This is a genomic window from Pseudomonas sp. Tav-5-1A (genome assembly GCF_055755055.1).
Genome location: NZ_CM146901.1, coordinates 5,161,533 through 5,187,380, shown reverse-complemented (window position 1 = coordinate 5,187,380; position 25,848 = coordinate 5,161,533). Strand labels below are relative to the sequence as shown.

The 25,848-nt window shown below is 65.8% G+C and carries 22 protein-coding genes; 10 read left to right on the top strand and 12 right to left on the bottom strand.

All coding sequences use genetic code 11. The annotated features are described in order from the left end of the window. Positions 1-253 precede the first annotated feature (253 nt). Positions 254-1,312 (top strand): quinolinate synthase NadA, encoded by a 1,059-nt coding sequence (gene nadA / locus AC0J42_RS23740; RefSeq protein ID WP_416426274.1) that lies wholly within the window; start codon positions 254-256, stop codon positions 1,310-1,312. Here nadA and AC0J42_RS23735 read toward each other — a convergent pair. After that, entirely contained in the window at positions 1,309-2,448 is a 1,140-nt protein-coding gene (locus AC0J42_RS23735; RefSeq protein WP_473004125.1) for an OpgC family protein, read from the bottom strand. The genes nadA and AC0J42_RS23735 overlap by 4 nt on opposite strands. A 262-nt stretch (positions 2,449-2,710) precedes the next feature. Between AC0J42_RS23735 and AC0J42_RS23730 the strand changes: the two genes are divergently transcribed. The 3 genes from AC0J42_RS23730 to csrA all read left to right on the top strand — a co-directional run bounded on the left by AC0J42_RS23730 (position 2,711) and on the right by csrA (position 4,309). Next, positions 2,711-3,523, top strand: coding sequence for an SDR family oxidoreductase (locus AC0J42_RS23730; protein ID WP_416427447.1), 813 nt, complete (start codon positions 2,711-2,713; stop codon positions 3,521-3,523). Between the two features lie 73 nt (positions 3,524-3,596). Beyond that, complete coding sequence (locus AC0J42_RS23725) at positions 3,597-3,929, top strand: YnfA family protein (protein WP_416426272.1); 333 nt, start codon at positions 3,597-3,599, stop codon at positions 3,927-3,929. A gap of 179 nt (positions 3,930-4,108) precedes the next feature. Further along, a complete protein-coding gene (csrA, locus tag AC0J42_RS23720; protein ID WP_416426271.1) occupies positions 4,109-4,309 on the top strand; it encodes a carbon storage regulator CsrA in 201 nt (66 codons plus the stop codon). 87 nt (positions 4,310-4,396) lie between these two features. Here the strand turns inward: csrA and AC0J42_RS23715 are convergent, their stop codons facing one another. From AC0J42_RS23715 to AC0J42_RS23705, 3 genes are read right to left on the bottom strand one after another with little or no spacing between them, the layout of a single operon-like run. Continuing rightward, on the bottom strand, positions 4,397-4,624 hold the full coding sequence (locus AC0J42_RS23715; protein WP_416426270.1) for a YheU family protein: 228 nt from the start codon (positions 4,622-4,624) through the stop codon (positions 4,397-4,399). A 40-nt stretch (positions 4,625-4,664) separates the two neighbouring features. Then, positions 4,665-6,275: an FMN-binding glutamate synthase family protein gene (locus AC0J42_RS23710; RefSeq protein ID WP_416426269.1), complete on the bottom strand. Its 1,611-nt coding sequence runs from the start codon at positions 6,273-6,275 to the stop codon at positions 4,665-4,667. A 33-nt stretch (positions 6,276-6,308) separates the two neighbouring features. Beyond that, a complete protein-coding gene (locus tag AC0J42_RS23705) occupies positions 6,309-7,100 on the bottom strand; it encodes a helix-turn-helix transcriptional regulator (RefSeq protein ID WP_473004123.1) in 792 nt (263 codons plus the stop codon). 179 nt (positions 7,101-7,279) lie between these two features. On the opposite strand from AC0J42_RS23705, the gene AC0J42_RS23700 reads away from it, so the two are divergent. Both AC0J42_RS23700 and AC0J42_RS23695 read left to right on the top strand, forming a co-directional pair. Continuing rightward, the gene (locus AC0J42_RS23700) at positions 7,280-8,098 is read left to right on the top strand and encodes a carbon-nitrogen hydrolase family protein (RefSeq protein WP_416426267.1); all 819 of its coding nucleotides are present in this window, start codon (positions 7,280-7,282) and stop codon (positions 8,096-8,098) included. Between the two features lie 97 nt (positions 8,099-8,195). Continuing rightward, positions 8,196-9,521 carry an APC family permease gene (locus tag AC0J42_RS23695; protein WP_473004122.1) on the top strand — a complete coding sequence of 442 codons (1,326 nt, stop codon included), beginning with the start codon at positions 8,196-8,198 and terminating at the stop codon, positions 9,519-9,521. A 67-nt stretch (positions 9,522-9,588) separates the two neighbouring features. Here the strand turns inward: AC0J42_RS23695 and AC0J42_RS23690 are convergent, their stop codons facing one another. Beyond that, positions 9,589-13,875 carry a DEAD/DEAH box helicase gene (locus AC0J42_RS23690; protein ID WP_473004121.1) on the bottom strand — a complete coding sequence of 1,429 codons (4,287 nt, stop codon included), beginning with the start codon at positions 13,873-13,875 and terminating at the stop codon, positions 9,589-9,591. A 156-nt stretch (positions 13,876-14,031) separates the two neighbouring features. Between AC0J42_RS23690 and AC0J42_RS23685 the strand changes: the two genes are divergently transcribed. Continuing rightward, positions 14,032-14,439 carry an NUDIX hydrolase gene (locus AC0J42_RS23685; RefSeq protein ID WP_473004120.1) on the top strand — a complete coding sequence of 136 codons (408 nt, stop codon included), beginning with the start codon at positions 14,032-14,034 and terminating at the stop codon, positions 14,437-14,439. Here the strand turns inward: AC0J42_RS23685 and metR are convergent. After that, entirely contained in the window at positions 14,423-15,340 is a 918-nt protein-coding gene (metR, locus tag AC0J42_RS23680) for a transcriptional regulator MetR (RefSeq protein WP_416426261.1), read from the bottom strand. The two genes, AC0J42_RS23685 and metR, sit on opposite strands and share 17 nt — an antisense overlap. Positions 15,341-15,445: 105 nt before the next feature. Between metR and AC0J42_RS23675 the strand changes: the two genes are divergently transcribed. After that, on the top strand, positions 15,446-16,117 hold the full coding sequence (locus AC0J42_RS23675; protein ID WP_473004119.1) for a uroporphyrinogen decarboxylase/cobalamine-independent methonine synthase family protein: 672 nt from the start codon (positions 15,446-15,448) through the stop codon (positions 16,115-16,117). 109 nt (positions 16,118-16,226) lie between these two features. Beyond that, the gene (locus AC0J42_RS23670; protein ID WP_416426260.1) at positions 16,227-17,219 is read left to right on the top strand and encodes an alpha/beta fold hydrolase; all 993 of its coding nucleotides are present in this window, start codon (positions 16,227-16,229) and stop codon (positions 17,217-17,219) included. A gap of 89 nt (positions 17,220-17,308) precedes the next feature. On the opposite strand, the gene AC0J42_RS23665 is transcribed toward AC0J42_RS23670, so the two are convergent. From AC0J42_RS23665 to AC0J42_RS23645, 5 genes are all read right to left on the bottom strand, one after another. After that, a complete protein-coding gene (locus AC0J42_RS23665) occupies positions 17,309-18,694 on the bottom strand; it encodes a sigma-54-dependent transcriptional regulator (protein ID WP_416426259.1) in 1,386 nt (461 codons plus the stop codon). Then, positions 18,691-20,448, bottom strand: coding sequence for a sensor histidine kinase (locus tag AC0J42_RS23660; RefSeq protein WP_473004118.1), 1,758 nt, complete (start codon positions 20,446-20,448; stop codon positions 18,691-18,693). Before AC0J42_RS23660 ends, AC0J42_RS23665 begins: the two co-directional genes overlap by 4 nt. Before the next feature lie 143 nt (positions 20,449-20,591). Continuing rightward, positions 20,592-21,416 carry an alpha/beta hydrolase gene (locus AC0J42_RS23655; protein ID WP_473006897.1) on the bottom strand — a complete coding sequence of 275 codons (825 nt, stop codon included), beginning with the start codon at positions 21,414-21,416 and terminating at the stop codon, positions 20,592-20,594. Between the two features lie 17 nt (positions 21,417-21,433). Beyond that, entirely contained in the window at positions 21,434-22,831 is a 1,398-nt protein-coding gene (locus AC0J42_RS23650) for an aspartate aminotransferase family protein (RefSeq protein ID WP_027978733.1), read from the bottom strand. Further along, complete coding sequence (locus AC0J42_RS23645) at positions 22,824-23,522, bottom strand: MtnX-like HAD-IB family phosphatase (RefSeq protein WP_416426255.1); 699 nt, start codon at positions 23,520-23,522, stop codon at positions 22,824-22,826. The genes AC0J42_RS23650 and AC0J42_RS23645 overlap by 8 nt, the downstream gene beginning before the upstream one ends. Before the next feature lie 217 nt (positions 23,523-23,739). Here AC0J42_RS23645 and AC0J42_RS23640 point away from each other — a divergent pair, with 217 nt between their 5' ends. Next, complete coding sequence (locus tag AC0J42_RS23640) at positions 23,740-24,501, top strand: MipA/OmpV family protein (RefSeq protein ID WP_473004116.1); 762 nt, start codon at positions 23,740-23,742, stop codon at positions 24,499-24,501. A 125-nt stretch (positions 24,502-24,626) separates the two neighbouring features. Here the strand turns inward: AC0J42_RS23640 and AC0J42_RS23635 are convergent, their stop codons facing one another. Continuing rightward, on the bottom strand, positions 24,627-25,772 hold the full coding sequence (locus AC0J42_RS23635; RefSeq protein WP_473003419.1) for an integrase core domain-containing protein: 1,146 nt from the start codon (positions 25,770-25,772) through the stop codon (positions 24,627-24,629). Positions 25,773-25,848: the final 76 nt, after the last annotated feature.

Below are 25,848 nucleotides of genomic sequence, written 5' to 3'. Positions count from 1 at the left end.
CCGAGGCTAGCGCAAGTGGCGGGCCCTTGGCTACAGGGGCAAGATGAAAAGTGCCAGGCTGCTGCCACCATCCGTCGTCAGCGGCGGCCAAGGGTGCCCGCACCCGGTAAAAAAATCTTTGGAAATCACATCATTGGCTGTAGCCTTCCCCGGCCCGGCGGTTTGTACCACCAGGGAAACAACGCCCAGGCTCGCGTAAGCCCGGGTGGTATACTCGACTTTCGCGCACAAGCGCCTGCAGGTCTTGACAATAATGACGCAGATTTCCGAACGCCTTCTGGTCCAGGCCCACCTCGATGCCAAGCAGCCCAAGCCGCTGACAGCCGAGCAGGAAGCCGACTACCGTGCCGCCATCGCCGCCGAGCTCAAGGCTCAGGACGCCGTGCTGGTCGCGCATTTCTACTGTGACCCGGTGATCCAGGCCCTGGCCGAGGAAACCGGCGGTTGCGTGTCCGATTCCCTGGAAATGGCCCGCTTCGGCAAGAACCACCCGGCCAAGACCGTGGTGGTGGCCGGCGTGCGCTTCATGGGCGAGACGGCGAAAATCCTTACCCCGGAAAAGCGCGTGCTGATGCCCACGCTGGACGCCACCTGTTCGTTGGACCTGGGTTGCCCGGTGGAGGATTTCTCGGCGTTCTGCGACCAGCACCCCGAGCGCACCGTGGTGGTGTACGCCAACACCTCGGCTGCCGTGAAGGCGCGCGCCGACTGGGTGGTGACCTCCAGCTGCGCGCTGGAAATCGTCGAAAGCCTGATGGACAACGGCGAGACCATCATCTGGGGGCCGGACAAGCACCTGGGCCGCTACATCCAGAAAAAGACCGGCGCCGACATGCTGCTGTGGGACGGTTCGTGCATCGTTCACGAAGAGTTCAAGTGGCGCCAGCTGGCCGATATGAAGGCCCTGTACCCGGACGCCGCCATCCTGGTGCACCCCGAGTCGCCGGAATCGGTGATCGAACTGGCCGACGCGGTGGGTTCCACCAGCCAGCTGATCGCCGCTGCCCAGAGCCTGCCGAACAAGACCTTCATCGTCGCCACCGACCGCGGCATCTTCTACAAGATGCAGCAGCTGTGCCCGGACAAGATCTTCGTCGAAGCCCCCACCGCCGGCAACGGCGCCGCCTGCCGCAGCTGCGCGCACTGCCCGTGGATGGCCATGAACACCCTGGAGCGCACGCTGACGGCGCTGCGCGAGGGCCGCAATGAAATCTTCGTCGACCCGGCGCTGATTCCCCAGGCCATCCGGCCGCTCAAGCGCATGCTCGACTTCACCCAGGCGGCGCGGATGAAACTGTCCGGCAACGCCTAAGCCCGGCTGGGCACGCCCGTCGCCACCGGCGCCGGGCTGGTCAGCCGCTTGTTCCAGTCCAGCCACTGCGCCAGGGCCAGCATCAGGCCCAGGCCCGCCAACGCGGTGGCAACCTGCATGGGCAGGCGGTCATCGCCCAGTGCGTTGGCCATGTCCGCCAGCGGCGCCAGCAGCACGCTCAGGCAGAAGATCTCCAGCGAATAGCGGCCCATCATCGCCACCCTCTGCACCAGCCAGTGCTGCACCCACGCACCGTCCGGCACCAGTTTGCCCATGCAATAGGCCAGCGCCAGGAAGTGCAGCAGGCGCACCGGCGCCAGGTTGGTCTTGCTGATGGGGTACAGGCGCTCGGCGATCCAGGTGGGCATGAAGGCGTCGTGCAACGCCGGCCACTTCCAGCTCAGCGCAACCACCGCGCTGACGCCCAGCGCGATGGCGCAGGCCATGAATAGCGGCTGCTGGCGCAGCGGCCGGGTAGCGGCCACCTGCGGCGCCTGGGCGTGCAGGGCCGCGGCGCCACCCAGCACGAACAGCGCCTGCCAGGCATAGGGGTTGAAATACCACAGGCCGTTGCCGTGGGCGGGAATGTTCCAGCCAAACCACTGGGTCAGGCCATACACCGCCAGCGACACGCCCACCGCGTGCCCCGTGTGCTTGATCAGCACCGGCAGCACCAGCGGCAGCCCCGCCAGCAACACGATGTACAACGGCAGCGGGTCCATCAGGTTGGGCTTGAAGCGCAGCAGCAGCTCATCCACCAGCGCCTGCTGGGGGTTGAGGATGAAGTAGTTGAGGTTCATCTCCTGGATCATGTCGCGGGTCTCGACATGGCTGTTGGCGACGAAAATGATGCCCATCAGCAGCACCAGCAGGAAGATGTGCACGATGTACAGCACCCAGGCGCGGCGCAGGATGCGCACCGTGGCGATCAGGTAGCCGCTGCGCAGGGCGATCTTGCCGTAGGCCAGCACCGCCGCGTAGCCAGCCAGGAACACGAAGATCTCGGCCGCGTCGCTGAAGCCGAAATTGCGCGCGGTGAAGTTGGCGAGCGGGTTTTGCGGTATGTGATCCCAGAAAATGAAGATCAACGCCAGCCCTCGATAGAAGTCGATGCGGTGGTCGCGGCGAGTGATCATGATGAGTGGCCTTGAACGAAAGGTGATGGAATAAGGATAGGCATTCGGCAGGCAGGTTCCGCGTGAAGCATGACGACCGATCAGCGGCGGGGAGGGTCGCGTTTTTTGCCGGCGAATGCAAAACCGGGTTATTACCGAATGTCACAAAAGCGTCGCAAAACGAATGTTTGCATCACCCATTCACTAACCTGATGGTGCATGAGCCTGGCCGCTTCCTTCACTAGACTGGCCTCTACCATTCAAGGAACACAGGGCATTGGCTATGCACAATCGCATGATGATCACTGGCGCCGGCTCGGGGCTGGGCCGCGAGATCGCACTTCGTTGGGCCCGCGAGGGCTGGCACCTGGCGCTGGCTGACGTCAACGAGGCGGGCCTGGCAGAAACGCTGAAGCTGGTGCGCGAGGCGGGTGGCGACGGCTTCGTGCAGCGCTGCGACGTGCGCGACTACAGCCAGCTCACGGCCCTGGCCCAGGCCTGCGAAGAGAAACTGGGCGGCATCGACGTCATCGTCAACAACGCCGGCGTGGCGTCGGGCGGCTTCTTCAGCGAGCTGCAGCTGGAAGACTGGGACTGGCAGATAGCAATCAACCTCATGGGCGTGGTCAAGGGCTGCAAGGCCTTCCTGCCGCTGCTGGAGAAGAGCAAGGGCACGATCATCAACATCGCTTCCATGGCAGCCCTGATGCAGGGGCCGGCCATGAGCAACTACAACGTCGCCAAGGCGGGCGTGGTGGCGCTGTCGGAAAGCCTGCTGGTGGAACTGCGCCAGCAGGAAGTGGGGGTGCACGTGGTGTGCCCGTCGTTCTTCCAGACCAATCTGCTCGACTCGTTCCGCGGCCCTACCCCGGCCATGAAGGTGCAGGTGGGCAAGCTGCTGGAAAGCTCGCCGATCACCGCGGCCGACATTGCCGATTACGTTTACCAGCAGGTGGCGCAGGGTGTGTTCATGATCCTGCCCCATGAGCAGGGGCGTCAGGCCTGGGCGTTGAAGCAGCAGCACCCGCAGGCGCTGTACGACGAGATGGCGAGCATGGCGGAGAAAATGCGCGCCAAGGCGCGGCAGGGCTCGTAACCACGGCGCTATCCTGAGTATCCTTGAAAAGCCCGGGCCAGACGCCCGGGCTTTTTTCTACACGGGAGGCGCTGTGCTCAACTATCTGTGGTTCTTTTTGGCGGCGGTCTTCGAAATCGCCGGCTGCTACGCCTTCTATATGTGGCTGCGCCTGGGCAAGAGCGCCTGGTGGACGGTGCCCGCATTGCTCAGCCTGACCTGCTTCGCGCTGCTGCTCACCCGCGTTGAAGCTGCCTACGCCGGGCGTGCCTACGCCGCCTACGGTGGCCTGTACATCGTGACCTCGCTGGCCTGGCTGGCGCTGGTGGAGCGGGTGCGCCCGGCCGGTAGCGACTGGCTCGGCGCGGTGCTGTGCGTGATCGGCGCGAGCATCATCCTGTGGGGCCCGAAACTGCACAGTTCATAAGGGTTGAATGGCGTTCGAATTGGTGTGATTTGGTTCGTTCCTACGGCATTTCCTCAGACTTTTCTGTAGGCAAAGTCGACAAAGCTTGTAGGGCGATCCTGTTTTGATCCGTAAGCATTGATAGCGGTCAATACCCGGCGCAGTCTCAGGGTTCATTCAATGAGCGTGAGGGTTGGACGATGCTGGTATTGACGCGATCGGTGGGCGAGGCCATTGCCATAGGCGATGACATCTGGGTAAAAATTATCGAGGTGCGGGGCAACCAGGTGCGGTTTGGCATCCAGGCGCCCAAGCACATCGAGATTCACCGTGCCGAAGTGTACCGGCGCATCATGGCGCAGACGGCGCGCGAAGCAGCGGCGGTGATGCACCCAGGTTGACAGCCTGTGGGAGCTGGCTTGCCAGCGAGCTGTTGAGGCGCTAAAAGCTCGCCGGCAAGCCGGCTCCCACATGGCCGGCACGGCTGTTCAGTCGAACAGCTCCTTGGGAATATCGTGCTTGAGCATCAGCGTGCACTGCTGGCTCTCGGGGTCGAACACGATGAAGGCCTGGGCCTTCGCCAGGGCGTGGCGGACCCGCTCCACGCGGGTCTGCAAAGGCGTCTCGTCGCCATTGTCGGTGCCGTCGCGGGTGACAAAATCCTCGATCAGCAGGGTCAGGGTCTCGGGCGACAGTTGGTCGTGGGGAATCAGCATGGCAGCTCTCGCAAAATGTCATGGCATCTTACCACGCGGGTCAAATGGCATTCGGCTCGAAACTGTCGGCGCGGGCCATGGCCCACATGCGCTGGTAGAACTCGCCGCTGACCTCGCCACTGAGCAGTTCACCGGGCTTGAGGAACACATGCAGCTGGGAAAACAGCTTCACCTCGGTGGCCGACATGCGCCGCACCAGGTGCTTGGCTTCCAGCTGCGAGGGGTGCACCAGGCCGGCGGCGGCGAGCATTTCCGCCAGCGCCTTGAGGGTGTTGTGGTGGAAGTTGAGGACCCGGTTGGCCTTGTCCGGCACCACCAGCGCACGCTGGCGCAGCAGGTCCTGGGTGGCGACGCCGGTGGGGCATTTGTTGGTGTGGCAGCTCTGCGACTGGATGCAGCCGATCGCGAACATGAAGCCGCGCGCCGAGTTGGCCCAGTCGGCGCCGATGGCCAGCACGCTGGCGATGTCGAACGCGCTGACGATCTTGCCGCTGGCGCCCAGCTTGATCTTGTCGCGCAGGTTCATGCCCACCAGGGTGTTGTGCACGAACAGCAGGCCCTCGCGCATGGGCGTGCCCATGTGGTCGGTGAACTCCACGGGCGCGGCGCCAGTGCCGCCTTCCTTGCCGTCCACCACGATGAAGTCCGGCAGGATGCCCGTCTCCAGCATGGCCTTGGCGATGCCCATGAACTCCCACGGGTGGCCCATGCAGAACTTGAACCCCACCGGCTTGCCGCCGGACAGTTCGCGCAGTTGGGCGATGAAATGCATCATCTCGATGGGCGTGGAGAACGCCGAGTGGCGTGACGGCGACACGCAGTCCTCGCCCATCATCACCCCGCGGGTGTCGGCGATTTCGCGGGTGACCTTGTGCTTGGGCAGAATGCCGCCATGGCCGGGCTTGGCGCCCTGGCTCATCTTGATCTCGATCATGCGCACCTGCGGCTCGCGGGCCTGCACGGCGAATTTCTCCGGGTCGAACAGGCCGCTGCTGGTGCGGCAGCCGAAGTAGCCGCTGCCCAGCTCCCAGGTCAGGTCGCCGCCATGCTCGCGGTGGTAAGGGCTGATGCTGCCCTCGCCGGTGTCGTGGGCGAAGTTGCCCAGCTTGGCGCCCTGGTTCAGCGCGCGGATGGCGTTGGCGCTGAGGGCGCCGAAGCTCATGGCGGAAATGTTGAAGATCGACGCCGAGTAGGGCTGGGTGCACTGCGGCCCGCCGATGATCACCCGGAAGCTGGCCGGGTCGCTGAGCGGCGCCGGGCGCATGGAGTGACCGATGAACTCGAAGCCGGGGTGGTACACGTCGATCAGGGTGCCGAAGGGCTTGTCGGCGGTCTCGTTCTTGGCCCGGGCGTACACCAGCGAGCGCTGGGCGCGGGAGAAGGGCAGGGCGTCGCTGTCGGACTCCAGCAGGTATTGGCGGATCTCCGGGCGTATGCCCTCCACCAGGTAGCGGATATTGCCCAGGATGGGGTAGTTGCGGCGCACCGCGTGCGGCGTCTGCAGTAGGTCGAAAATGCCGATCAGGCTGAGCACGCCGCTGCCGAACGCGAACGGCCACAGCCAGTCGTGCTGCATGAACGGCATGCAGGCGAGGGTGAACAGGACACAGGCGGCAAAGAAGGCGTAGCGGCTCAACAGCGACAGGCTCATGCAATATCCCCGGGTGACCAGTACATGTCAGGCTCAGGTGTTCTGGGCCTGCAGGAATATGGAAAATAGCTCGGATTGCGACTTGATGCCCAGCTTGCTGTACATGTGTTTCTTGTGCACCTTCACGGTTTCCACCGAAATATCCAGCTTGCGCGCGATCTCCTTGCTGGAGCAGCCGCTGAGCATCAGCCGGCCCACGTCCAGCTCGCGCGCGGTGAGCTGCGCGCCCTTGAGCTGCTGCACCGAGGCCTCCAGCTGCACCCGCCAGTCCGGGGCGGCGGCCACCGCGGGCGGGTTGCTGTCCTCGAACGCCAGGCGCTGGCGCAGCAGCGCCAGCACCCACGGCTGGACAAGCGACAGCAGGGCAATCTGCTCATTGCCGAAGCGCTGGGTGCTGCCCAGGGACAGGCACAGGGTGCGGTCGGCGTCGATGCGGCAGTTGAACTGGATCTCGTCGGCCACCACGTTCAGGCGGAAGTAGCGCTGGTAGTATTCAGTCAGCTCGAAATGCTCGGGCGCCACCTCGGCCAGGCGGTACAGGCCGTCAGGCGTGGGCTCGCGGCTGGCGATGTAGAACGGGTCCAACAGGTACAGGCCCTTGAGGTAGTCCTGGAACAACTGGTCGGGGCTGCCGTCCTCACCCGGGCACTCGGCGAACACCACCGGCCGCTGGTTGCTGCTGAAAAGCAGCGCTACCCAACTGTCGAAGCTGACGTACTCGCCCAGCAGGCGCACCAGGCGGGTCCAGAAATTGGCCTTGTCGAGGCCCTCGATCAATTGCCCGACGGCCCGGTGCCAGGCCACGTCGTCCAGCGAAAGACTCATGCAACTACCCCTATCGGGTTACCCCGGCTGCGTAATTCCCCTGGCGGGGCTGTGCTGCGCATACTGGCTCAATCCCGTAGCAGCTGCCGCCAGGCGGCGTCCGGCGCCAGCACGGCGTTGGCAGTGACGCGGCCTGCGGCCGCTGCTACGGGGAATTCGTTATTCAACAAGGAGAACCCATGAAGGTCGAACTTGCCCAGCTGGCTGGCCAGGACAATGCCACCGCGTACAACCTGGAGCGCGCCCTGGCGGCCATTGCCGCGTGCGCCGAGGATACTCGCCTGGTGGTGTTCCCGGAAACCCACCTGATGGGCTTCCCCTCCGCCCACACCGTGGCCGCCGTCGCCGAGCCGCTGGACGGCCCCACCGTGCGCGCCATCGAGCAGGCTGCCCGCGAGCGCGACATCGCCGTGGTGATTGGCGTGGCCGAGCACGACCAGGGAAGGTTCTACAACACCACGCTGCTGATCACCCCCGAAGGCATCGCCCTCAAGTACCGCAAGACCCACCTCTGGGCCTCGGACCGTGGCGTGTTCAGCGCCGGTGACCGCTTCGCCACCACCCTGTGGCAGGGCGTGCGGGTGGGCCTGTTGATCTGCTACGACATCGAGTTCCCGGAAAGCGCCCGCGCCCTGGGGCAACTGGGCGCCGAACTGATCATCGTCACCAACGGCAACATGGACCCCTACGGCCCCACCCACCGCACCGCGATCATGGCCCGTGCCCAGGAAAACCAGGCGTTCGCGTTGATGGTCAACCGTGTCGGCAACGGCGACGGCGGCCTGGTGTTCGCCGGTGGCAGCGCCCTGGTCGACCCGTTCGGCACCCTGCTTGAAGAAGCCGGGCGCGACGAGCAGCAGTTCAGCGTCGAGCTGGACCTGGCCCGCCTGCAAGCCGCGCGCAAGGACTACCGCTACCTGGACGACCAGCGCCTGCGCCTGCCCGGTGAGGTGGTAGAGCATGCCAACGGCTTGCGCGAGCTGCTGATCCCACGCTGATCCACCCTTGGCGCGCGGGCCCGCAGAGGCCTGCCGCCCACTGTTTTTGCCGACCTCGGTTCTGCCATAAATCCAATAATTCGCGGAGTAGTCGTACATGGCTCGTTTGCAACGCACCCTTTCCCTGGGTTCGGTGGTGCTGTTCGGCATCGCCTACATGACCCCGATCATCGTCCTGGGCACCTTCGGCATCCTCGCCCAGTCCACCGCCGGCATGGTGCCGGCCGCCTACCTGGCGGCACTGGTGGCGATGTTCTTCACCGCCATGAGCTACGGGCGCATGGCCGCGGCCTTCCCGGTGGCCGGCTCGGCCTACAGCTACGTGCGCAAGGCCATCAGCCCCAAGCTGGGCTTCCTCGCCGGCTGGGCGGTGCTGCTGGACTACCTGTTCCTGCCCATGGCCATCTGGCTGATCGGCGCCGCCTACCTGGGTTCGGCGTTCCCCGCCGTGCCGCAGTGGCTGTGGGTGCTGGCGTTCATCGGCGTCACCAGCCTGATCAACTGCGTGGGCCTGAAGCTGGCCAACACCGTCAACGCGCTGCTGATGCTGGTGCAGTTCCTGGTGCTGGTGGCCTTCGTCGCGCTGGCCGTGCACTACGTCGCCGGTGACGCCAGCACGCCGCTGTGGACCCTGGCGCCGTTCTTCAACGGCGACATGCAGATGCCCCTGGTGATGAGCGGCGCGGCCATCGCCTGCTACTCGTTCCTGGGCTTCGATGCGGTCAGCACCCTCACCGAGGAGACCCGTGACCCGCGCCGCACCATCCCGCGGGCGATCATGCTCATCACCCTGATTGGCGGGCTGATCTTCGTGGCGGTGTCGTACTTCGTGCAGCTGGCGCACCCCTCGTTCGTGTTCGACAACGTCGACTCGGCGGCCTATGAGATTGCCCGCAACATCGGTGGCGACCTGTTCGTGTCGATCTTCATGATTGGCCTGATCGTCGGCCAGTTCGCCTCGGGGCTGTCGGCCCAGGCCAGCGGTTCGCGGCTGTTGTTTGCCATGGGCCGCGACGGCGTGTTGCCCAAGGCGTTCTTCGGCAGGCTCAGCGAGCGCTTCGGCACGCCGGTCAACAGCATCCTGCTGTGCGGCGTGGTGGCGTTGCTGGCGCTGAAAATGGACGTGACCACCTCCACCTCGTTCATCAACTTCGGCGCCTTCCTGGCCTTCAGCCTGGTGAACCTGTCGGTGATCTTCCATTACTGGATCAACGGCGACAAACGCGGGCCGCGAGAAGTGCTGCTGTTCCTGTTGTGCCCGTTGATCGGCCTGCTGGCGGACCTGTGGCTGATGATCAGCCTCGACCACCTGGCGATCATCCTCGGCGTCAGCTGGTTGGCGCTGGGCTGCGTGTACCTGATGGTGCTGACCGGCGGCCTGCGCCGCCAGCCGCCGGAGATGGATTTCCAGGAAGCGGTTTGACACGCCCCGTTCATGACAAATACCGCGGCTTTGTGGGAGCTGGCTTGCCAGCGAGATTTTCCGGGCCTCAACAGCTCGCTGGCAAGCCAGCTCCCACACTGTGCAGCAACGCGGCGCGCAGCGCTGGGGTTTCGGGTTCCCAATATTGCGGCTTGCCGGCGACGATCGCCGCCACCGGCAAGCCGTCGCGCAGCACCAGGCGGTTGCCGCTGATGGCCGGCACCTTGGCGCCGGGCAGCAAGGTGCCGGCCAGGTTCAGCGGGTCGCTGGCGCTGATGGCCACCAGGCTGTCGTCCAGCGGCCGCCTGCGTACCTCGCGCAGCACCGGAATGGCCTCGGGCAGGGCGAACTGCTCACCCGCCAGGCCGCTGACAAAACGCCCGCCGCGTATCTCGCCGCGCGCCTCCAGCCGATGGTAGGTGCGCAGCAGCTCGCGCCAGCTGGGCAGCCAGTCGGCCTCGCGCTCCAGCAACCGCCAGAACACCACGCCATAGCGGCGCAGCAAGGTCATGGCCACCTCTTCCAGCGGGTCACGCTCGTCGTTGCCCACTGGCCGCAGCAGCGCCCAACGTCCGGCGTCGTCCATGCCGCCGATGAACGCGCCGCGCCCGCGCCGGGGGCTGCGGGCCTGGCGTTTGCTGGCGGGGGTGATCAGCGCGCGCAGGCCGGCGAAGCTGTCGGCGTTCACCAGGCCCGCCGACACCAGCTCCTGCAGGGCGGTTTCCAGCTCGCTGCGCAGCAGGTGCGCGTCGCTGCCCAGTTCGTCGAAGAACAGTGCGCCGTGTTGCCCCAGCACCTCGTGCACCTTGCGCGCCCGCGGTGACAGTTCATCCACGCCCACTGCCGGCGACAGGCCGCGCCACAGGTTGGCCCGCGCCCGCGGCAGCAACACGATGGGCGTGCTGCGCAAGGTCGCGGTCAGCGCCTTGCCGCTGGCGGCCAGGCGCGTCCACAGGGTCTTGCCGGTGCGGCAGGCATCGTCCAGCCATTGGCCGCTGTAGCCCTTGAGGCGGCAGGGCAGCAGGTCGCTTTCCCAGGCGCCGGCCGGCGCGCTGTAACCCTCCAGCAGGTCGAGCACCTGGCCCAGGGCCGCCTGGCCTTGCAGGCGGGTGCTGCTGCCCAGGTGCTGCCAGTCGAGCAGGAAGCGCATGAAGTCCTGCAGGCTGACCGGCTCGATCTCCCGGCGCAGGCGCTTGACCGTGTAGCGATGGATGCGCGCCAGCAGGTGGCGCTCGCACCACTGGCTGTCGCGCAGCCCGGGGCGGAACTGGCCGCGCAGCAGGTAGCCCTGGCCTTCGAGCCGCGCCAGCGCCTGCTCCACCTGGGGCAGCGGCAGGTTCAGCGGCCCGGCGATTTCCCCCAGGCGCAGCGGCGCGAAACCGCTCAGGCGCGCGCGCAGCAGTTCCTGGCAGGCAGCGTCGTTGGCCCAGGGCTCGTCGAAGCCGGGCAGCGGCTGCAAGGCCGGCGTGCAGTATGCGGCGGGGTACAGCGCCTGCAGCAGCGGCAGGCGCTCCACCGCCAGCCACAGCAGCTGGCCGTTGCCGGCGTCCATCAGCGTTGCGCGGCCGCCCGCCGCCAGGGCCTGCAGCCAGCCTTGCCAGTGGGGCTGGCCGGCGGTTTCGTGGCTGTTGATGGCGGCCAGTTGCATCAGCGCTTCGTGCATCTCGTCAAGGCTGTGGGGCGCAGGCCAGGCTTCGGCGGCCACGGCGGTGATCGCCTCGGCGTCCAGCGCCCCCAGGTCGTCGGCGGCCTGGGGTTCGTGCCAGCGGCGGCTGAGCACCGCCTGGGTGCGGCGCTCCTCCAGCGGCGCGTCGTCGAGAAACGCATAGGGTCGGGCATTCAGAATCGCCGCGGCCAGCGGCGAGGGTGCCGGCAGGTCGTGGCTGATCAGCCGCACTTGGCCCTGTTCCATGCGCCGCAGCAGGGCCAGCCAGCCTTCGCTGTCCATGGCCTCGTGCAGGCAGTCGTCGAGGGTCTGTTCCACCAGCGGGTGGTCGGGAATCTCGCGCTCGCCGACGATGTTTTCCAGGCAGGCGATCTGGTCGGGAAATACTGTGGCAATCAGGTCTTCGCTTTTCATGCGCTGCACCTGCGGCGCCACCTTGCGCCCGCCGGTGTAGCGCGGCAGCGCCAGGGCCACGCCGGTGGTCCAGCGCCAGCGCACGCCGAACAGCGGCGCGTCGAGCACGGCCTGGATCAGCAGGTGTTCGGCGCTGTTGCTGTTGAGGTAACGCCACACCTCGTCCAGCGCGAAGCTGTGGCTGGTGGACAGCGACAGCACGATGGCGTCCTCGCTGGCGGCCGCCTGCAGCTCGAAGTTGAAGGTGCGGCAGAAGCGCTTGCGCAGCGCCAGGCCCCAGGCGCGGTTGATGCGGCTGCCGAACGGCGTGTGGATGATCAGCTGGGTGCCGCCGGACTCGTCGAAGAAACGCTCCATGATCAGCGTGTCGCGCGAGGGCAGGGCGCCCAGGGCGTTGCGCGTGCGGGCCAGGTAATCCACCAGTTGTTCGGCGCTGTCGGCCCCCAGGCCCAGCTCGGCCTGCAACTGCTGGACCAGCGCCGGCAGCTGGCCGTCGAGGGCGCCCAGGCGGGCGTCGATGTGCCCTTGCAGGCGCGCCACCGCCAGCGAAAGTTCGTCGCTGCGCCCCGGCGCCTCGCCCAGCCAGAATGGAATGTTCGGCGGCTGGCCCTGGGCGTCTTCCACGCGCACCCGGCCGGTCTCGATGCGCAGGATGCGGTACGAGGTGTTGCCGAGCTGGAAAATGTCGCCGGCGATGCTTTCCACCGCGAAGTCTTCATTGACGCTGCCCACGTTCAGGCCCTGGGGCTCCAGGACCACGCTGTAGTCGGCGTTGTCGGGGATGGTGCCGCCGCTGGTGACCGCGGTCAGCTGCGCGCCGCGGCGGCCACGCAGGGTGCCGCTGACCGCGTCGCGGTGCAGGTAGGCGGCGCGCACGCCCTGGCGGCCGCTGTAGCCCTCGGCGAGCATGCGCAGCAGCGCCTGATAATGGGCCGGGTCCAGCTGCGCATAGGGCATGGCCCGCTGCATCAGTGCCAGCAGCGCGTCTTCGTGCCATTCCTGGCAACTGACCTCGGCGATGATCTGCTGGGCCAGCACGTCCAGCGGCGCCCTGGGCACGTGCAGCACATCCAGCTCGCCGCGGCGCACGCAGTCGAGCAGCGCCGCGCATTCGATCAGGTCGTCCAGCGAGGTGGCGAACAGCCGGCCCTTGGGCGTGCCGCCCACCTGGTGGCCCGAGCGTCCTACTCTTTGCAGGAACGCCGAGATCGAGCGCGGCGAGGCGATCTGGCACACCAGCTCGACGTCGCCGATGTCCAGGCCCAGCTCCAGCGAGGCGGTGGCCACCAGCACCCGCAACTCGCCGCGCTTGAGCCGCTGTTCGGCGTCCAGCCGTTGTTCCTTGGCCAGGCTGCCGTGGTGGGCGGCCACCGCGTCGCGGCCCAGGCGGTCGCTCAAATGCCGCGCCAGGCGTTCGGCCAGGCGCCGGGTGTTGACGAATATCAGCGTGGTGCGGTGCTGGCGGCTCAGTTCGGCGAGGCGGTCGTAGACCAGCAGCCACACGTCGTTGGCCATCACCGCGCCCAGCGGCACTGGCGGCACCTCGATGGCCAGGTCGCGCGGCCGCGCATGGCCGATGTCGACGATGGCGCACGGCCGTTCGTGCCCCACCAGGAACCGCGCCACGCGCTCGATGGGCTGCTGGGTGGCCGACAGGCCGATGCGCCGCAGCGGCGCCGGGCACAACGCCTGCAGGCGTTCCAGGCTCAGCGCCAGGTGGCTGCCGCGCTTGCTGGCGGCCACGGCGTGGATCTCGTCGACGATCACCGTGCCGACGTTGCCGAGCATCTTGCGCCCCGATGCCGAGCCCAGCAGCACATACAGCGATTCCGGGGTGCTGACCAGGATGTGCGGCGCCTGCTTGCGCATGGCCGCGCGCTCTTTCTGAGGGGTGTCGCCGGTGCGCACCGCCGTGCGGATCGGCACCGGCGGCAGGCCCATGGCCTGCAGTTGCTCGCCGATGCCGGCCAGGGGGTGTTGCAGGTTGATCTGGATGTCGTTGGACAGCGCCTTGAGCGGCGACACGTAAACCACCAGGGTCTGCTCGGGCAAGGCGTCGCCCAGCTGCACCAGGTCGTCGATCACCGCCAGGAACGCCGTCAGGGTCTTGCCCGAACCGGTGGGTGCGGCCACCAGCAGCGATTCGCCAGCCTTGATCAATGGCCAGGCGCGCGCCTGGGCCGGGGTCACGGCCGGGAAGGTGTGCTGGAACCAGGCACGCACGGCGGGGTGGAAACCGTCGAGCGCCGGGTCGTCGGAGGCAGGCAGGTTCATTCAGTATTGATGCCCCACCCGCGCGCAAGTTGCAATGCCTCGTAGCAGCTGCCGCAGGCTGCGTCCTGCCCCCCAGGGTACAACAGGCAAACCGCGGCGCGGCAGACGCGGCCTGGCGGCCGCTGCTACGGTATAATCGGTGCTTTTGGACTATTCATGACCCGTACCATCCACATCGCCGCCGCCCTGCTGATCGGCCCCGACGGCAAGACCCTGCTGGTGCGCAAGCGCAACACCCTGGCGTTCATGCAGCCTGGCGGCAAGATCGAGCCTGGCGAGCAGCCGGTGCATGCCTTGGCCCGCGAGCTGGACGAGGAGCTGGGCGTGCGCATCGACGCTGCCCAGGCGCAGTACCTGGGCGCCTTCAGCGCACCGGCGGCCAACGAGCCGGGCTTCGAGGTGCGCTGCGAGCTGTTCCGCGTCGACGTGGCGGGGCCGGTGACCATTGCCGCCGAGATCGAAGAGGCGGTCTGGGTGGATGGCGACAGCCATGCCCAGCTGGAACTGGCGCCGCTGACCCGCGACCACATTCTGCCCCTGTACGCCGCTAGCGCACCGCGCTGACCCCATCCAGGGTCGAGAACGAGGTGTCCTTGGCCGTCAGCAGGAAGTCGCGCATGTACGGCGCGTCGAGCATGTCGGCGCGCACCGCCGCGTACAGCGTGGCGAACAGGCCTTTCTCGCCCAGGCGCTTGCCCTTCACGTAGCCGCGCGAGCTGTACTCATGCAGTGCCCAGTGCGGCATGCCGCACACGCCGCGGCCGCTGGCGACCAGTTGCATCATCATCACCGTGAGTTCCGAGGTGCGCACCTGGGCCGGCTCGACGTCGGCCGGCTCCAGGAAGCGGGTGAAGATGTCCAGGCGGTCGCGCTCCACCGGGTAGGTGATCAGGGTCTCGCTGGCCAGGTCATCGGGCACGATGTATGGCTTGCTGGCCAGCGCGTGCTGGTTGGCCACCGCCAGCATGGCCTCGTAGGTGAACAGCGGCACGTAGGTGATGCCCGGCAGTTCCAGCGGGTCGCTGGTCACCACCAGGTCCAGGTCGCCACGGGCCAGGGCCGGCAGCGGCGCGAAGGCGAAGCCCGAGGCCAGGTCCAGTTCCACTTCCGGCCAGGCGTCGCGGAACTGGTCGATGGTGGGCATCAGCCACTGGAAGCAGCTGTGGCACTCGATGGCCATGTGCAGGCGCCCGGCGGTGCCGCCGGCCAGCCGCGCGATATCGCGCTCGGCGCCACGCAGCAGCGGCAGGGTGGCGTCGGCCAATTGCAGCAGGCGCAGGCCGGCGCTGGTGAAGCGGATGGGCTTGGTCTTGCGCATGAACAGTGGCAGGCCCAGGCGCTCTTCCAGCTCCTTGAACTGGTGCGACAGCGCCGATTGCGTCAGGTGCAGGCGCTCGGCCGCTTCCACCAGGCTGTCGGCCTCGCGCAAGGCGTGCAGGGTTTTCAGGTGTCGGATTTCCAGCATGAGCGCCTCTATGAAAATTTCTTGTGATCAACACGAATAGATTGAGTTTGTCTCATGTTGTACCGAATGTCGATAATGCGCCCATCGAATACGGAGTACCGCACCATGGCCAACGCCACCCCACACGACCTGTCGTTCTACACCCAACGCCTGCTGGACGAGGTCGAACAGGCCCGGGCGCGCGGCGAGATGCCACGGCCGGTGCTGATGGGGCCGCTGAGCTATCTGTGGCTGGACCAGGCCAACGGCAGCGACGTGCGCGCGCTGAGCCGCCTGGAAGTGGTGCTGCCGGTGTACGGCGAGATCCTGGTGCGCCTGGCGCGCCTGGGCGTGGAGTGGGTGCAGATCGACGAGCCGATCCTCACCCAGGCGTTGCCCCAGGCCTGGAAGAGCGCCTTCGAGCGCGCCTACCACATCCTCCAGTATTCGCCGCTGAAGAAGCTGCTGGCCACTTACGGCGGCGCGCTGCAGGACAACCTCGGCCTGGCCGCGCACCTGCCGGTGGACGGCCTGCACGTGGACCTGGCCAGCGCCCCCGAGCAGCTGACCGCGGTGCTGGACCGGGTGCCCAGCTACAAGGTGCTGTCCCTGGCGGTGGCCATCGATGGCGCCGACCTGTGGTGCTGCGAGCTGGAAGCGGTGCAGGCACAATTGCAGCCCGCCCGCCGGCGCTTCGGCGAAAACCTGTGGCTGTCAGGTGCGCGCTGGTTGGCCGACCTGGGCGCCCTGCTGCCCGACCTGCGCCCCGCCGGGCATGCCTGCCACATCACCAGCTGAGCGACCATTCAGCGAGGTTCATCAAACTGTCACTGAACTGTGGCAGCGCGCCCGCACGAAGTTCATCACACTCGCGCTCTACTGGGGATCTGCGTTTGTGGTGTTTTTCATGCGGGCAATTTTGTTTCTGGCGGCGCTGTTGTGCAGCCTTTCTTCTTTCGCGGCGTCTAGCTGTGATGTAAACGTTCCGGTGCGTCACGCACTGCTCAAGGACGTCAACCTGGCCTACCAAAGCATCGGTCGCGACTCCGACCCGGCGTTGCTGTTGGTGATGGGCCTGGGTGGGCAACTGATCCACTGGCCCGACGAGGTGGTGGTGGCGCTGTGCGAGCAGGGCTTCCGGGTGATTCGCTATGACAACCGCGACGTCGGCCTGTCCAGCTGGGCCCAGGCCCCCGACAGCGTCAACCTGACCTTCGAGGTGCTGCGCTACAAGCTCGGCCTGCCGGTGTCGGCGCCCTACAGCCTGACCGACATGGCCAACGACGGCCTGGGCCTGATGGACGCGCTGCACGTGGGCCGCTTTCACCTGCTGGGCGCGAGCATGGGTGGCATGATCGCCCAGCACATGGCGGCCATGGCGCCGCAGCGGGTCGAGAGCCTGACGCTGATCATGAGCAGCTCCGGTGACCCCGGCCTGCCCATGCCCAGCCCGGCGCTGCTGCAACTGCTGGCCCGGCGTGGCGCGCCGAACCGCGAGGTGGCCATCGAACAGCAGGCCGACCTGCTGGCGGCGCTGGGCAGCCCGGACGTGGTGGACGACCGCCAGGTGCTGCTGCACCAGGCGGCGGTGTCCTACGACCGCGCGTTCAACCCCGAGGGCGTGAAGCGGCAGATTTTGGCGATACTCGCCGAGCCCAGCCGCGTGACGCTGCTGGACAGCCTGCGGGTGCCGACCCTGGTGGTGCATGGCACGGCCGACCCGTTGCTGCCGGTGATGCACGGCGTGCACCTGGCGGCGCATATCCGTGGCAGCGAGCTGAAGCTGATTCCGGGGTTGGCGCACCGGTTCCAGGAAGCGTTCAAGGCGCCGTTGCTGGCGGCGGTGTTGCCCTACCTGGATGCACAGAAACTGCACGACGCGCCGGTGGCGGGGTTGTAGAAACCCGGGTGGGAGCTGGCTTGCCAGCGAGCTGTCCAGGCCGCCAAAAGCTCGCTGGCAAGCCAGCTCCCACACGCTTTTATCAAGCCCTACCGAGCAAACTTGCTGACCTGAATCGCCAGCTTCTTCAGCCGGTACCACAGGCTGCGCTCGGTAATGCCCATCAACTGCGCCGCTGCGGCCTGCACGCCGTTGGTCTGCTGCAGGGCGGCCAGGATCCAGGCCTTTTCCACCTCGGCCAGTTTGCCGTCCAGGTCATTGGGCACGCCGCTGGGCACGGCCTCGTCGGCCTGCCCGGCAGCGGCCTCGAACAGGTACGCGGGCAGGTCCTGCTGTTCGATCAGCGCGCCCTGGGCGACGATGGTTGCGCGTTCCACGCAGTTCTGCAGCTCGCGGATGTTGCCCGGCCACGGGTAGTTGAGCATCGACTGCATGGCCTGCGGGCTGAAGCCGGTGATGCGCTTGCCCGCCTCGGCGCCCAATAGGCCGGCGAAGTGGTGGGCCAGGCCGGGGATGTCCTCGCTGCGCTCGCGCAGGGCGGGCAGGGGGATGGGGAAAACGTTGAGGCGGTAATACAGGTCTTCGCGAAACTCCTTGCGCGCCACGGCTTCCACCAGGTTCTTGTGGGTGGCGGCGATCACGCGCACGTCGACCTTGCGCTCGCGGCTGTCGCCCACCGGCTCGATCAGCCGCTCCTGCAGCGCGCGCAAAATCTTGGCCTGCAGCGCCAGGGGCATGTCGCCCACCTCGTCGAGGAACAGCGTGCCCTTGTCGGCTTGCTGGAAACGGCCGATGCGGTCGCTGACCGCACCAGTGAACGCGCCCTTGCGGTGGCCGAACATCTCGCTTTCCAGCAGCCCCTCGGGAATGGCCGCGCAGTTGACCGCCACGAACGGCTGGTCGGCGCGGTTGCCGTGCTGGTGGATGGCGCGCGCGACCATTTCCTTGCCGGTGCCGCTCTCGCCGGTCAGCAGGATGGTGGCGCTGCTCTCGCGCACCGAATCGATGGCCTGCAACACCCGGCGAAAGGCCGGGCTTTCGCCCACCAGGTTGTCGAACTGGTGATGGTTGTCGAGCTCGGCGCGCATGCGCGCGTTGTCGCGCAGGATGTCGCGGAACTGCAGCGCCTTGTGCACGGTGATGTCCAGCTCGTCGATGTCGAACGGCTTGGCGATGTAGTCGAAGGCCCCGTCGCGCATGGACTTCACGGCGTTCTTCACCGTGGAGTAGGCAGTCATGACAATGACCGGCACCTGGGGAAAGCGCTGCTTGATCTCGGCCAGCAGCTGCGGGCCGTCCATGCCGGGCATGCGCCAGTCGCTGATGACCAGGTCGATGCTTTCCTGCTCCATCACCTCCAGCGCCAGCAGGCCGTTGCCGGCGGTGAACACCTGCACCTGGTCTTGGCTGAGTGCTGAGACCAGCAGGTCGCAGAGTTTCGGCTCATCGTCGACTACCAGGACGTTATGGCTCAAGCGGGCTCTCCTTCGCGGGCCGGTATGTACAGGTTGAACGTGGCGCCTTGGCCCGGGGTGCTGATGCACTCCACGCGACCGTCATGGTTTTCCATGATCGAGAACACTTTTGCAAGCCCAAGGCCGGTGCCCGAGGCCTTGGTGGTGACGAACGGGTTGAAGATGCGCTCCATCAGGTCGCTGGAAATGCCCTGGCCGTCGTCTTCCACGCTCAGGCGCGTGTTGGCGCCGTCGGTGCCGATGCCCAGCACCAGGTGGCCGCCGTCGGGCATGGCGTCGATGGCGTTGAGCACCAGGTTCAGGCAGGCCTGCTTGAGCTGGCGGCTGTCGGCGTACAGCGTGGCGCCGGGGGCCTGGTCTTCGATCAGCGCGTGAATGTCATGGGTGGCAAGCTCCGGCGCGCAGAAGCCGAGTATGTCTTCCAGCAGCGCCCGCGCCGACATCACCGTGCGGATCGGCGGGCTGGGCTTGGCGAAATCGAGGAACTCGGTGATCAGTTCGTTGATGCGGGTGACTTCCGAGATCACGTATTCCAGGTGGCGCATGTCCGCCTCGGGCAGGGCTGCACGGCGGTGCAGCAGCTGGGTGGCGGTCTTGATGATGCCCAGCGGGTTGCGAATTTCGTGGGCCAGGCCCATGGCCACTTCGCCCATGGTGTGCAGGCGGTCGCGGCGGCGCATCTGCGCCTCCAGGTGCTGCAGGGCCTGCAAGCCCTTGGTCATGTGGTTGAAGGTCACGCCCAGCTCGGCCAGCTCGTCGTTGCCCAGCACTTCCACCTGTTGGCTGTAGTCGCCGGCGGTCACCGCGCGCACGCCTTCGGACAGGGCGCGCATCGGCCGGGTGAACCGCCGCGTCACCAGGGTGCCGACACCCAGGGACAGCGCCGAGCTGAGCAGGAAAATCAGCACGAACAGGTTGCTCTGGTTCACCAGCCCCAGCAGGTTGCTGTGGCGCAGCAGGCCGCTGAACACCACGCCCTGCAGGTTGCCCTTGTCATTGAGCAGGGGCCGGTACAGGCCGCTGTACTGGCTGGTGAACTGTTCGGTGGGGCTCTTGGTGTCGCGCAGCACCTGCTCGATGCGTTGTGGCAACAGGGGCGGGTGGTTTTCGAAGCGCTGGCTGGAAAACACCTCGGCGTAGCCCTGGTCGCTGGACAGGTACAGGCGCAGGTCGAGGGTGTGCACGTCGGCGACGCTGGTCAGGAAGCTGGCGTCGAGGAAGGTGGCGACCAGCAGCTGGTAGTCTTCGCCGTTCTGCTGGGTGGGGAAGGTGGAGACCACGGTGCCGATGCGTGCGCTGCCGTTGTGGATGGTCTGCAGCACGGCATCGGGCGCCAGGCTGATCTGTTCCACCACGTCGGCGGCGGCGGTGGAGAAGACCACCTTGTGGTCACGGCTGCGGATCAGCGCCACCACGTCGATGCCCATGGCATCGGCGATGTCACCGATCAGTTTGTCCTGGTGCTGCGCGCGTTTCTCGGTGGGTGCCTCGGCCCGGGCGTAGCGCAGGAACAGTTGGGCGACGCGGGCGTTGTCGCGCAGGATCTCGCTGATTTCGTCCTCGACGATCTTGGTCGATTCCTGCAGCCAGACGCGCACGTTGCTGTCGAAAATTTCGGCCAGGGTGGTGGCGGCCAGTTCGGAGGCGATCATCGTCGGCACCACGCTGACCAGCCAGAACGCCAGGATCAACTTGCGTTGCAGGTTCCAGCGCGACAGTCGAAAGGCGGACGGTTTCGGGGCAGGGGGCGTCATCGATACTCGCTTATGGCCAGGTCGCAAATCCTCGTAGCAGCTGCCGCAGGCTGCGCTGGCCCTTGCGTACGCTCGAGATCTTCAGTGTACGCAAGGGCCAGCGCAGCCTGCGGCAGCGGCTACAGGGGTAGAGCATGCGGCTATCAGGATGCCTGGGCAAGGCCCGGGGCGTGAAGCTGGATGAACTCTGCGCTCAGGCTGATCACTTTCGGGTATTGCAGGTCCACGGTGATCATGTGATAGCAGTCGTCGAGCAGTACCTTGGTCACCGGGCCGCCGATGTGCGCTTCAATGTAGTCGGCGTTCCAGCGGCTGGTGATGTCGTCTTCGCTGGAATGCAGCACCAGCGCCGGCGCTTTGATAGTAGGCATGCCGCGTTTCACTTCGGCTACCAACCGGTGCAGTTCGCGCACGCTGATGCCCGACATGGTCAGCAGCCCCGCGTTGGCGCTCTCGCCGGCTTTCATCTGCTTTTCGACGATGGCGCGCAACCGCGGGTTCTTGATCCCGTAGGGCGGCTTTTCGTTGAAGCGGCAGATGTGCACGCCGAACGGGAAGGCCATGAACAGCGGCGTCAGGCGCGCCACCCAGGGCATGTTCCAGCCGTCGTAGCGCAAGGTGGTGGAGTACAGCAGCAACCCCGCCACCTCGCCTGGCCGCTGGGCGGCCAGGTGCATCGACAGGACCGCGCCCATCGACAGGCCACCGACGAACACCTGCTCGTGCACCTTGCGGATGCCCTCGAAGGTGCTCAGCGCGCTGGCGTACCAGTCGCGCCACGTGGTGGCCTGCAGATCGGCGTTGTCCCCGCAATGGCCAGCCAGGGTGGGCACGTACACCGTGTACCCCGCCTTGGCCAGCCCCTGGGCAACCTTGCGCAGCTCGGTGGGGGTGCCGGTCAGCCCGTGGATCAGCAGCACGGCCACCGGGCCGTTGCCGAGCACGAAGCTGGCGTCGCCAACACCCATATCGATCTGCGCGGCACTCACTTCTGGGTGACCCGGTGCAGCAGGCGGTCGAGCAGGGCGATGGCCAGGTCGATTTCCGGGTAGCTGATTTCCAGCGACGGGGCCAGGGTGATCACGTTCTTGTAGTAACCGCCCACGTCGAGGATCAGGCCCAGGCGGCGGCCGTCGATCTCGATGTCGCCCTTCATGCCTTCCTCGACCATTTCGTCGAGCTTGGCCTTGTCCGGGGTGAAGCCGTCTTCGCCACAGATTTCCATGCGCAGGGCCAGGCCCAGGCCGTCGACGTCGCCGACGATCTTGTAGCGCTTCTTCAGGTCTTCCAGGCCGGCCAGGAAGTACTTGCCCTTGGCCATGACCATGGCGCCGTAGTCCACTTCGCTGGTCATCTTGAACATTTCCAGGCCCACGGCGGTGCCCAGCGGGTTGGAGGCGAAGGTGGAGTGGGTCGAACCTGGCGGGAAGATGCCCGGGTTGATCAGCTCTTCACGGGCCCAGATGCCGCCCAGCGGGTTCAGGCCGTTGGTCAGTGCCTTGCCGAACACCAGCACGTCGGGTTTGACGTCGAAGTGCTCGATCGACCACAGCTTGCCGGTGCGGTAGAAGCCCATCTGGATTTCGTCGACCACCATCAGGATGCCGTGCTGGTCCAGGACCTGCTTCAGCTCGCTGTAGAAGTTCATCGGCGGGATCACGTAGCCGCCGGTGCCCTGGATCGGCTCGACGTAGAAGGCTGCGTATTCGCACTGGCCGACTTTCGGGTCCCACACACCGTTGTATTCGGTTTCGAACAGGCGGGCGAACTGCTTCACGCAGTAGCTGCCGTACTCTTCCTTGCTCATGCCCTTGGGGCCGCGGAAATGGTACGGGAACGGGATGAACTGCGCGCGCTCGCCGAAGTGGCCGTAGCGGCGACGGTAGCGGTAGCTGGAGGTGATGGACGAGGCGCCCAGGGTACGGCCGTGGTAGCCGCCTTCGAAGGCGAACATCAGGCTCTTGCCGTTGGAGGCGTTGCGTACCACTTTCAGCGAGTCTTCGATGGACTGCGAACCGCCGACGTTGAAGTGCACGCGACCGTCCATGCCGAATTTCTTCTTGGCATCGACCGCGATCATTTCCGACAGCTCGATCTTGCCCTTGTGCAGGTACTGGCTGGCGATTTGCGGCAGGGTGTCGATCTGCTGCTTCAGGGCGTTGTTCAGGCGCGGGTTGGCGTAGCCGAAGTTGACCGCCGAGTACCACATTTGCAGGTCGAGGTAGGCCTGGTCATTGGTGTCGTAGACGTAGGAACCTTCGCAGCGGCTGAAAATGCGCGGTGGCTCGATGTAGTGAACGGTGTCACCGAACGAGCAGTAGCGCGATTCTTTGTCCAGAAGGATCTGGTCTTCTTCGCTGGTGATACGCGGGGTGTTAGACATGGTGGAAGAGTTCCTGCTGTTCTGAATTGAGGTGTGGAACGGTGTTGCGGGTGTCTTGCGGCAGGGCGGCCAGCAGGGCTGGCAGCTCGGCGAACGAATCGAAGCGGGCGTGGGCAATGCCATTGCGTTCGCAATGGTCGGCCAGGCTGCCCTTGGCGAACACGAAGTCGGCGGTGCCGGCCACGCACATGTCGGACTTGCCGTCGCCGATCACCAGGATGCGTTTGCTGCCGGGCGTGGACTTGCATTTGCAGTTGCCGGAAGCGGCACGGCAGGCGTCGCTGGCGTGGGGGAACACGATGCGCCAGCTGTCGGCGTCGACCTGGCGCAGTTGGTTGGCGATGATCGGCAGCAGCGGTGCGCCGTTGCGCGCCAGGATGCGGGCGATGGCCTGCTCCAGGCCGTCGCTGACCACCGCCAGGCTGGCGCCGCGCTCCAGCACCAGCTCGACGAAGGCGGTGAACGCCGGGTCGATGGTGACGCTGTCGAAGTATTCCAGCAGCTGGGCGGGTTGGGCTTTCACCAGGGCCAGCTGTTGGCTCAGGCATTCACGCGAGCCGATTTCACCGGCCAGCCATTGCGCTTCGATGGCTTCCCAGCGTGGATCGGCGAAGCGATCCAGGATGTTGTCGATGACATCGCTCGGGGTGATGGTCCCGTCGAAGTCACACACGATATGCCAGTGCATCATCTGCAGTTACCTATGGGTGAGCAGCGCAGTTCGCGCTTGCCCAGCGGTAGAGCAGGGAGCGTGCCAACCCGGTGGAGCCCTTGTTCTGCGGGCTCTGGCGCTGCTTGGTAAGCGCGAAGCTACAATTTTTGTAGGTTGCTACAAAGAACATGAGTGCTTGCGCCGGCAGCCTCGCGTGCGCGTTCATGCGCGTACGAAAAACGTCACGAGAATTGCGATGTCACGAATCAACCTGCTGCTGGGGCTGCTGCTGAGCAGCCTGGCCGGTGGCGCCTGGGCCACGCCATTGACCGGCGATGCCGGCGTGGGCCTGTCCTACCAGCCCAGCGAACCTTCCGGCAGCCGCTACGAAACCAAGCCCATGCCGTACCTGGACCTGACCTGGGGCAACATCGGCATCGACTCCGATGAAGGCCTGACCTGGGCCGCGCTGAAGACCGGCAACGGCTGGAGCGCCGGGCCCCTGGCCAACCTGGTGGAAGGGCGCGACGGCAACGACCGCCTGCGTGGCCTGCGGGACGTGCCGGACATGGTCGAGCTGGGCGGCTTCGTGCAGTACAGCCCGGTGGACTTCTGGCGCGTATACGCCCAGGCCGGCCGGGCCGAAGGGGGTGGCCATGGCCAGGGCGGCCTGCTGGGGCGGCTGGGCACCGAGCTGGATTACCCGCTGGGCGGCGGGGTGTTCGGCGCCACCGAACTGGTGGCGCATTTCGCCGACCAGCGCATGAACCAGACCTTCTTCGGCGTTGATGCCAGCGAGGCCCAGGCCAGCGGCATCGGCGCCTACCGCGCCAGCGGCGGGCTGCAGAACTGGACCCTGAGCCAGGGCGCGCAATTCCCGTTGGCGCCCCATTGGTCGTTGCTGGCCAACGTGGAGTGGGTGCACCTGAGTGGCTCGGCAGCGGACAGCAGCATCGTCAGCCAGCGCGGGCGGGTGAACCAGGGCGAAGTGCAGACGGCGGTGGCCTACAAGTTCTGAGGTGCCTGGGGGCGAAGCTGTTTTTGTGGGAGCTGGCTTGCCAGCGAGCTGTTGAGGCCCTAAAAGCTCGCTGGGTGCGAGCGGGACATCCTTTACAAAATAAACCGGAGACATCGTTTACATCTTTACAGGCTTGAGAAGCGCTTTGCACCGCGCTCAAGCCTGCCTAAACGATGATTGCACAGATACAGATCCCACACCTCATCATCAACTTCCCGCATCCCAACCGCTTCCCCGATCAAGGCCTCGCTCAGGAATAGCGATTTCCCCTTCCATTTTATGTGCCCGTTCAATCGCACCCGTCTGACGACATCCTCCGACGAGTAGTCGAACGCAGGAACCTTGCCATGGTATTGCCTAACCGAGGGTGTGTAGATTCGGGCAGGAGTCATCATGTCCAGTGCTTCGTGCGGCCTGACGTAGTTGAACTCTTCCCGGAAACGCTCAAAGGCCAGTTGCTGCTGGATCAATGTGGTTTCAGGAGCGCACAAAAGGTCATCTTTCAGGGTACGGTGCATACGCTCATGGCGCCCATTTTGATCAGGCCTTCCAAGCTGTATGAGCTCTGGAAAAATACCAAGACGAATCCACCAGACTGACAGCGACGAAAGGCGAGAAAAGCCTGTCGAGGCAAACGGCGACCCATTGTCGGTGCGAATAACATCAGGCAAGCCGAATTCGTGAAACGCCCACTCAAAGCCTTCACGTGCATTGCTGACGTCAGGCTGGGCCTTGCATAACAGCAAAAAGCGGCTGGCATGGTCAGTGATCGTCAGGGGATGGCAGCGCTGCCCGCCTTTGAGCTTGAAGCTGCCCTTGAAGTCCGCTGCCCAGGTCTGATTCGGCTCGTCTGCTGGCCGCATGGTCTTGGGGCCTGTGGAAGGCCTGTTGAACTGCCGCCTGGCCTTCACCAAGCCAAATTTCCTCAGCCACTCCCCAGCTGTACTAGGCGCCGGCACCGTCATTTCAGGATGCTCACGCTGAAGCAGGGCAACCAGCTTTTTAGGGCCCCACGTTGGATGCTGGCGCTTCTGTTCAAGAAGAAGTTGAAGGAGGTGGTCGCTGGTCTGCGCGGGACAGGAAGAGGGGCGCCGAGAAGCCTCCTTGAGGCCGTCGACACCCTGCTCGGCGTAACGAGCAAGCCACTTGTCCAATGTCGGCCGTGACAAGCCATGGCGAGCGGCAAGCTGGGTTTTTGAGTAAAGGCCGGAATGCCATTCGGCAACCAGAGTGATTTTTTGATCCATCACGGATTCTCGATTCCAGGGCATGGTCAGGACCTCCTGACCATGGTTAATAACCTGTAAACGATGTCTCCGGTTTAAAACGTAAAGGATGTATCCGGTT

Excerpts from the sequence above, each read along its gene's own strand:
- nadA (WP_416426274.1), top strand. The coding sequence starts at position 254 with ATGACGCAGATTTCCGAACGCCTTCTGGTCCAGGCCCACCTCGATGCC.
- AC0J42_RS23735 (WP_473004125.1), bottom strand. The coding sequence starts at position 2,448 with ATGATCACTCGCCGCGACCACCGCATCGACTTCTATCGAGGGCTGGCG.
- AC0J42_RS23730 (WP_416427447.1), top strand. The coding sequence starts at position 2,711 with ATGCACAATCGCATGATGATCACTGGCGCCGGCTCGGGGCTGGGCCGC.
- csrA (WP_416426271.1), top strand. The coding sequence starts at position 4,109 with ATGCTGGTATTGACGCGATCGGTGGGCGAGGCCATTGCCATAGGCGAT.
- AC0J42_RS23715 (WP_416426270.1), bottom strand. The coding sequence starts at position 4,624 with ATGCTGATTCCCCACGACCAACTGTCGCCCGAGACCCTGACCCTGCTG.
- AC0J42_RS23710 (WP_416426269.1), bottom strand. The coding sequence starts at position 6,275 with ATGAGCCTGTCGCTGTTGAGCCGCTACGCCTTCTTTGCCGCCTGTGTC.
- AC0J42_RS23705 (WP_473004123.1), bottom strand. The coding sequence starts at position 7,100 with ATGAGTCTTTCGCTGGACGACGTGGCCTGGCACCGGGCCGTCGGGCAA.
- AC0J42_RS23700 (WP_416426267.1), top strand. The coding sequence starts at position 7,280 with ATGAAGGTCGAACTTGCCCAGCTGGCTGGCCAGGACAATGCCACCGCG.
- AC0J42_RS23695 (WP_473004122.1), top strand. The coding sequence starts at position 8,196 with ATGGCTCGTTTGCAACGCACCCTTTCCCTGGGTTCGGTGGTGCTGTTC.
- AC0J42_RS23690 (WP_473004121.1), bottom strand. The coding sequence starts at position 13,875 with ATGAACCTGCCTGCCTCCGACGACCCGGCGCTCGACGGTTTCCACCCC.
- AC0J42_RS23685 (WP_473004120.1), top strand. The coding sequence starts at position 14,032 with ATGACCCGTACCATCCACATCGCCGCCGCCCTGCTGATCGGCCCCGAC.
- metR (WP_416426261.1), bottom strand. The coding sequence starts at position 15,340 with ATGCTGGAAATCCGACACCTGAAAACCCTGCACGCCTTGCGCGAGGCC.
- AC0J42_RS23675 (WP_473004119.1), top strand. The coding sequence starts at position 15,446 with ATGGCCAACGCCACCCCACACGACCTGTCGTTCTACACCCAACGCCTG.
- AC0J42_RS23670 (WP_416426260.1), top strand. The coding sequence starts at position 16,227 with ATGCGGGCAATTTTGTTTCTGGCGGCGCTGTTGTGCAGCCTTTCTTCT.
- AC0J42_RS23660 (WP_473004118.1), bottom strand. The coding sequence starts at position 20,448 with ATGACGCCCCCTGCCCCGAAACCGTCCGCCTTTCGACTGTCGCGCTGG.
- AC0J42_RS23655 (WP_473006897.1), bottom strand. The coding sequence starts at position 21,416 with ATGGGTGTTGGCGACGCCAGCTTCGTGCTCGGCAACGGCCCGGTGGCC.
- AC0J42_RS23650 (WP_027978733.1), bottom strand. The coding sequence starts at position 22,831 with ATGTCTAACACCCCGCGTATCACCAGCGAAGAAGACCAGATCCTTCTG.
- AC0J42_RS23645 (WP_416426255.1), bottom strand. The coding sequence starts at position 23,522 with ATGATGCACTGGCATATCGTGTGTGACTTCGACGGGACCATCACCCCG.
- AC0J42_RS23640 (WP_473004116.1), top strand. The coding sequence starts at position 23,740 with ATGTCACGAATCAACCTGCTGCTGGGGCTGCTGCTGAGCAGCCTGGCC.
- AC0J42_RS23635 (WP_473003419.1), bottom strand. The coding sequence starts at position 25,772 with ATGCCCTGGAATCGAGAATCCGTGATGGATCAAAAAATCACTCTGGTT.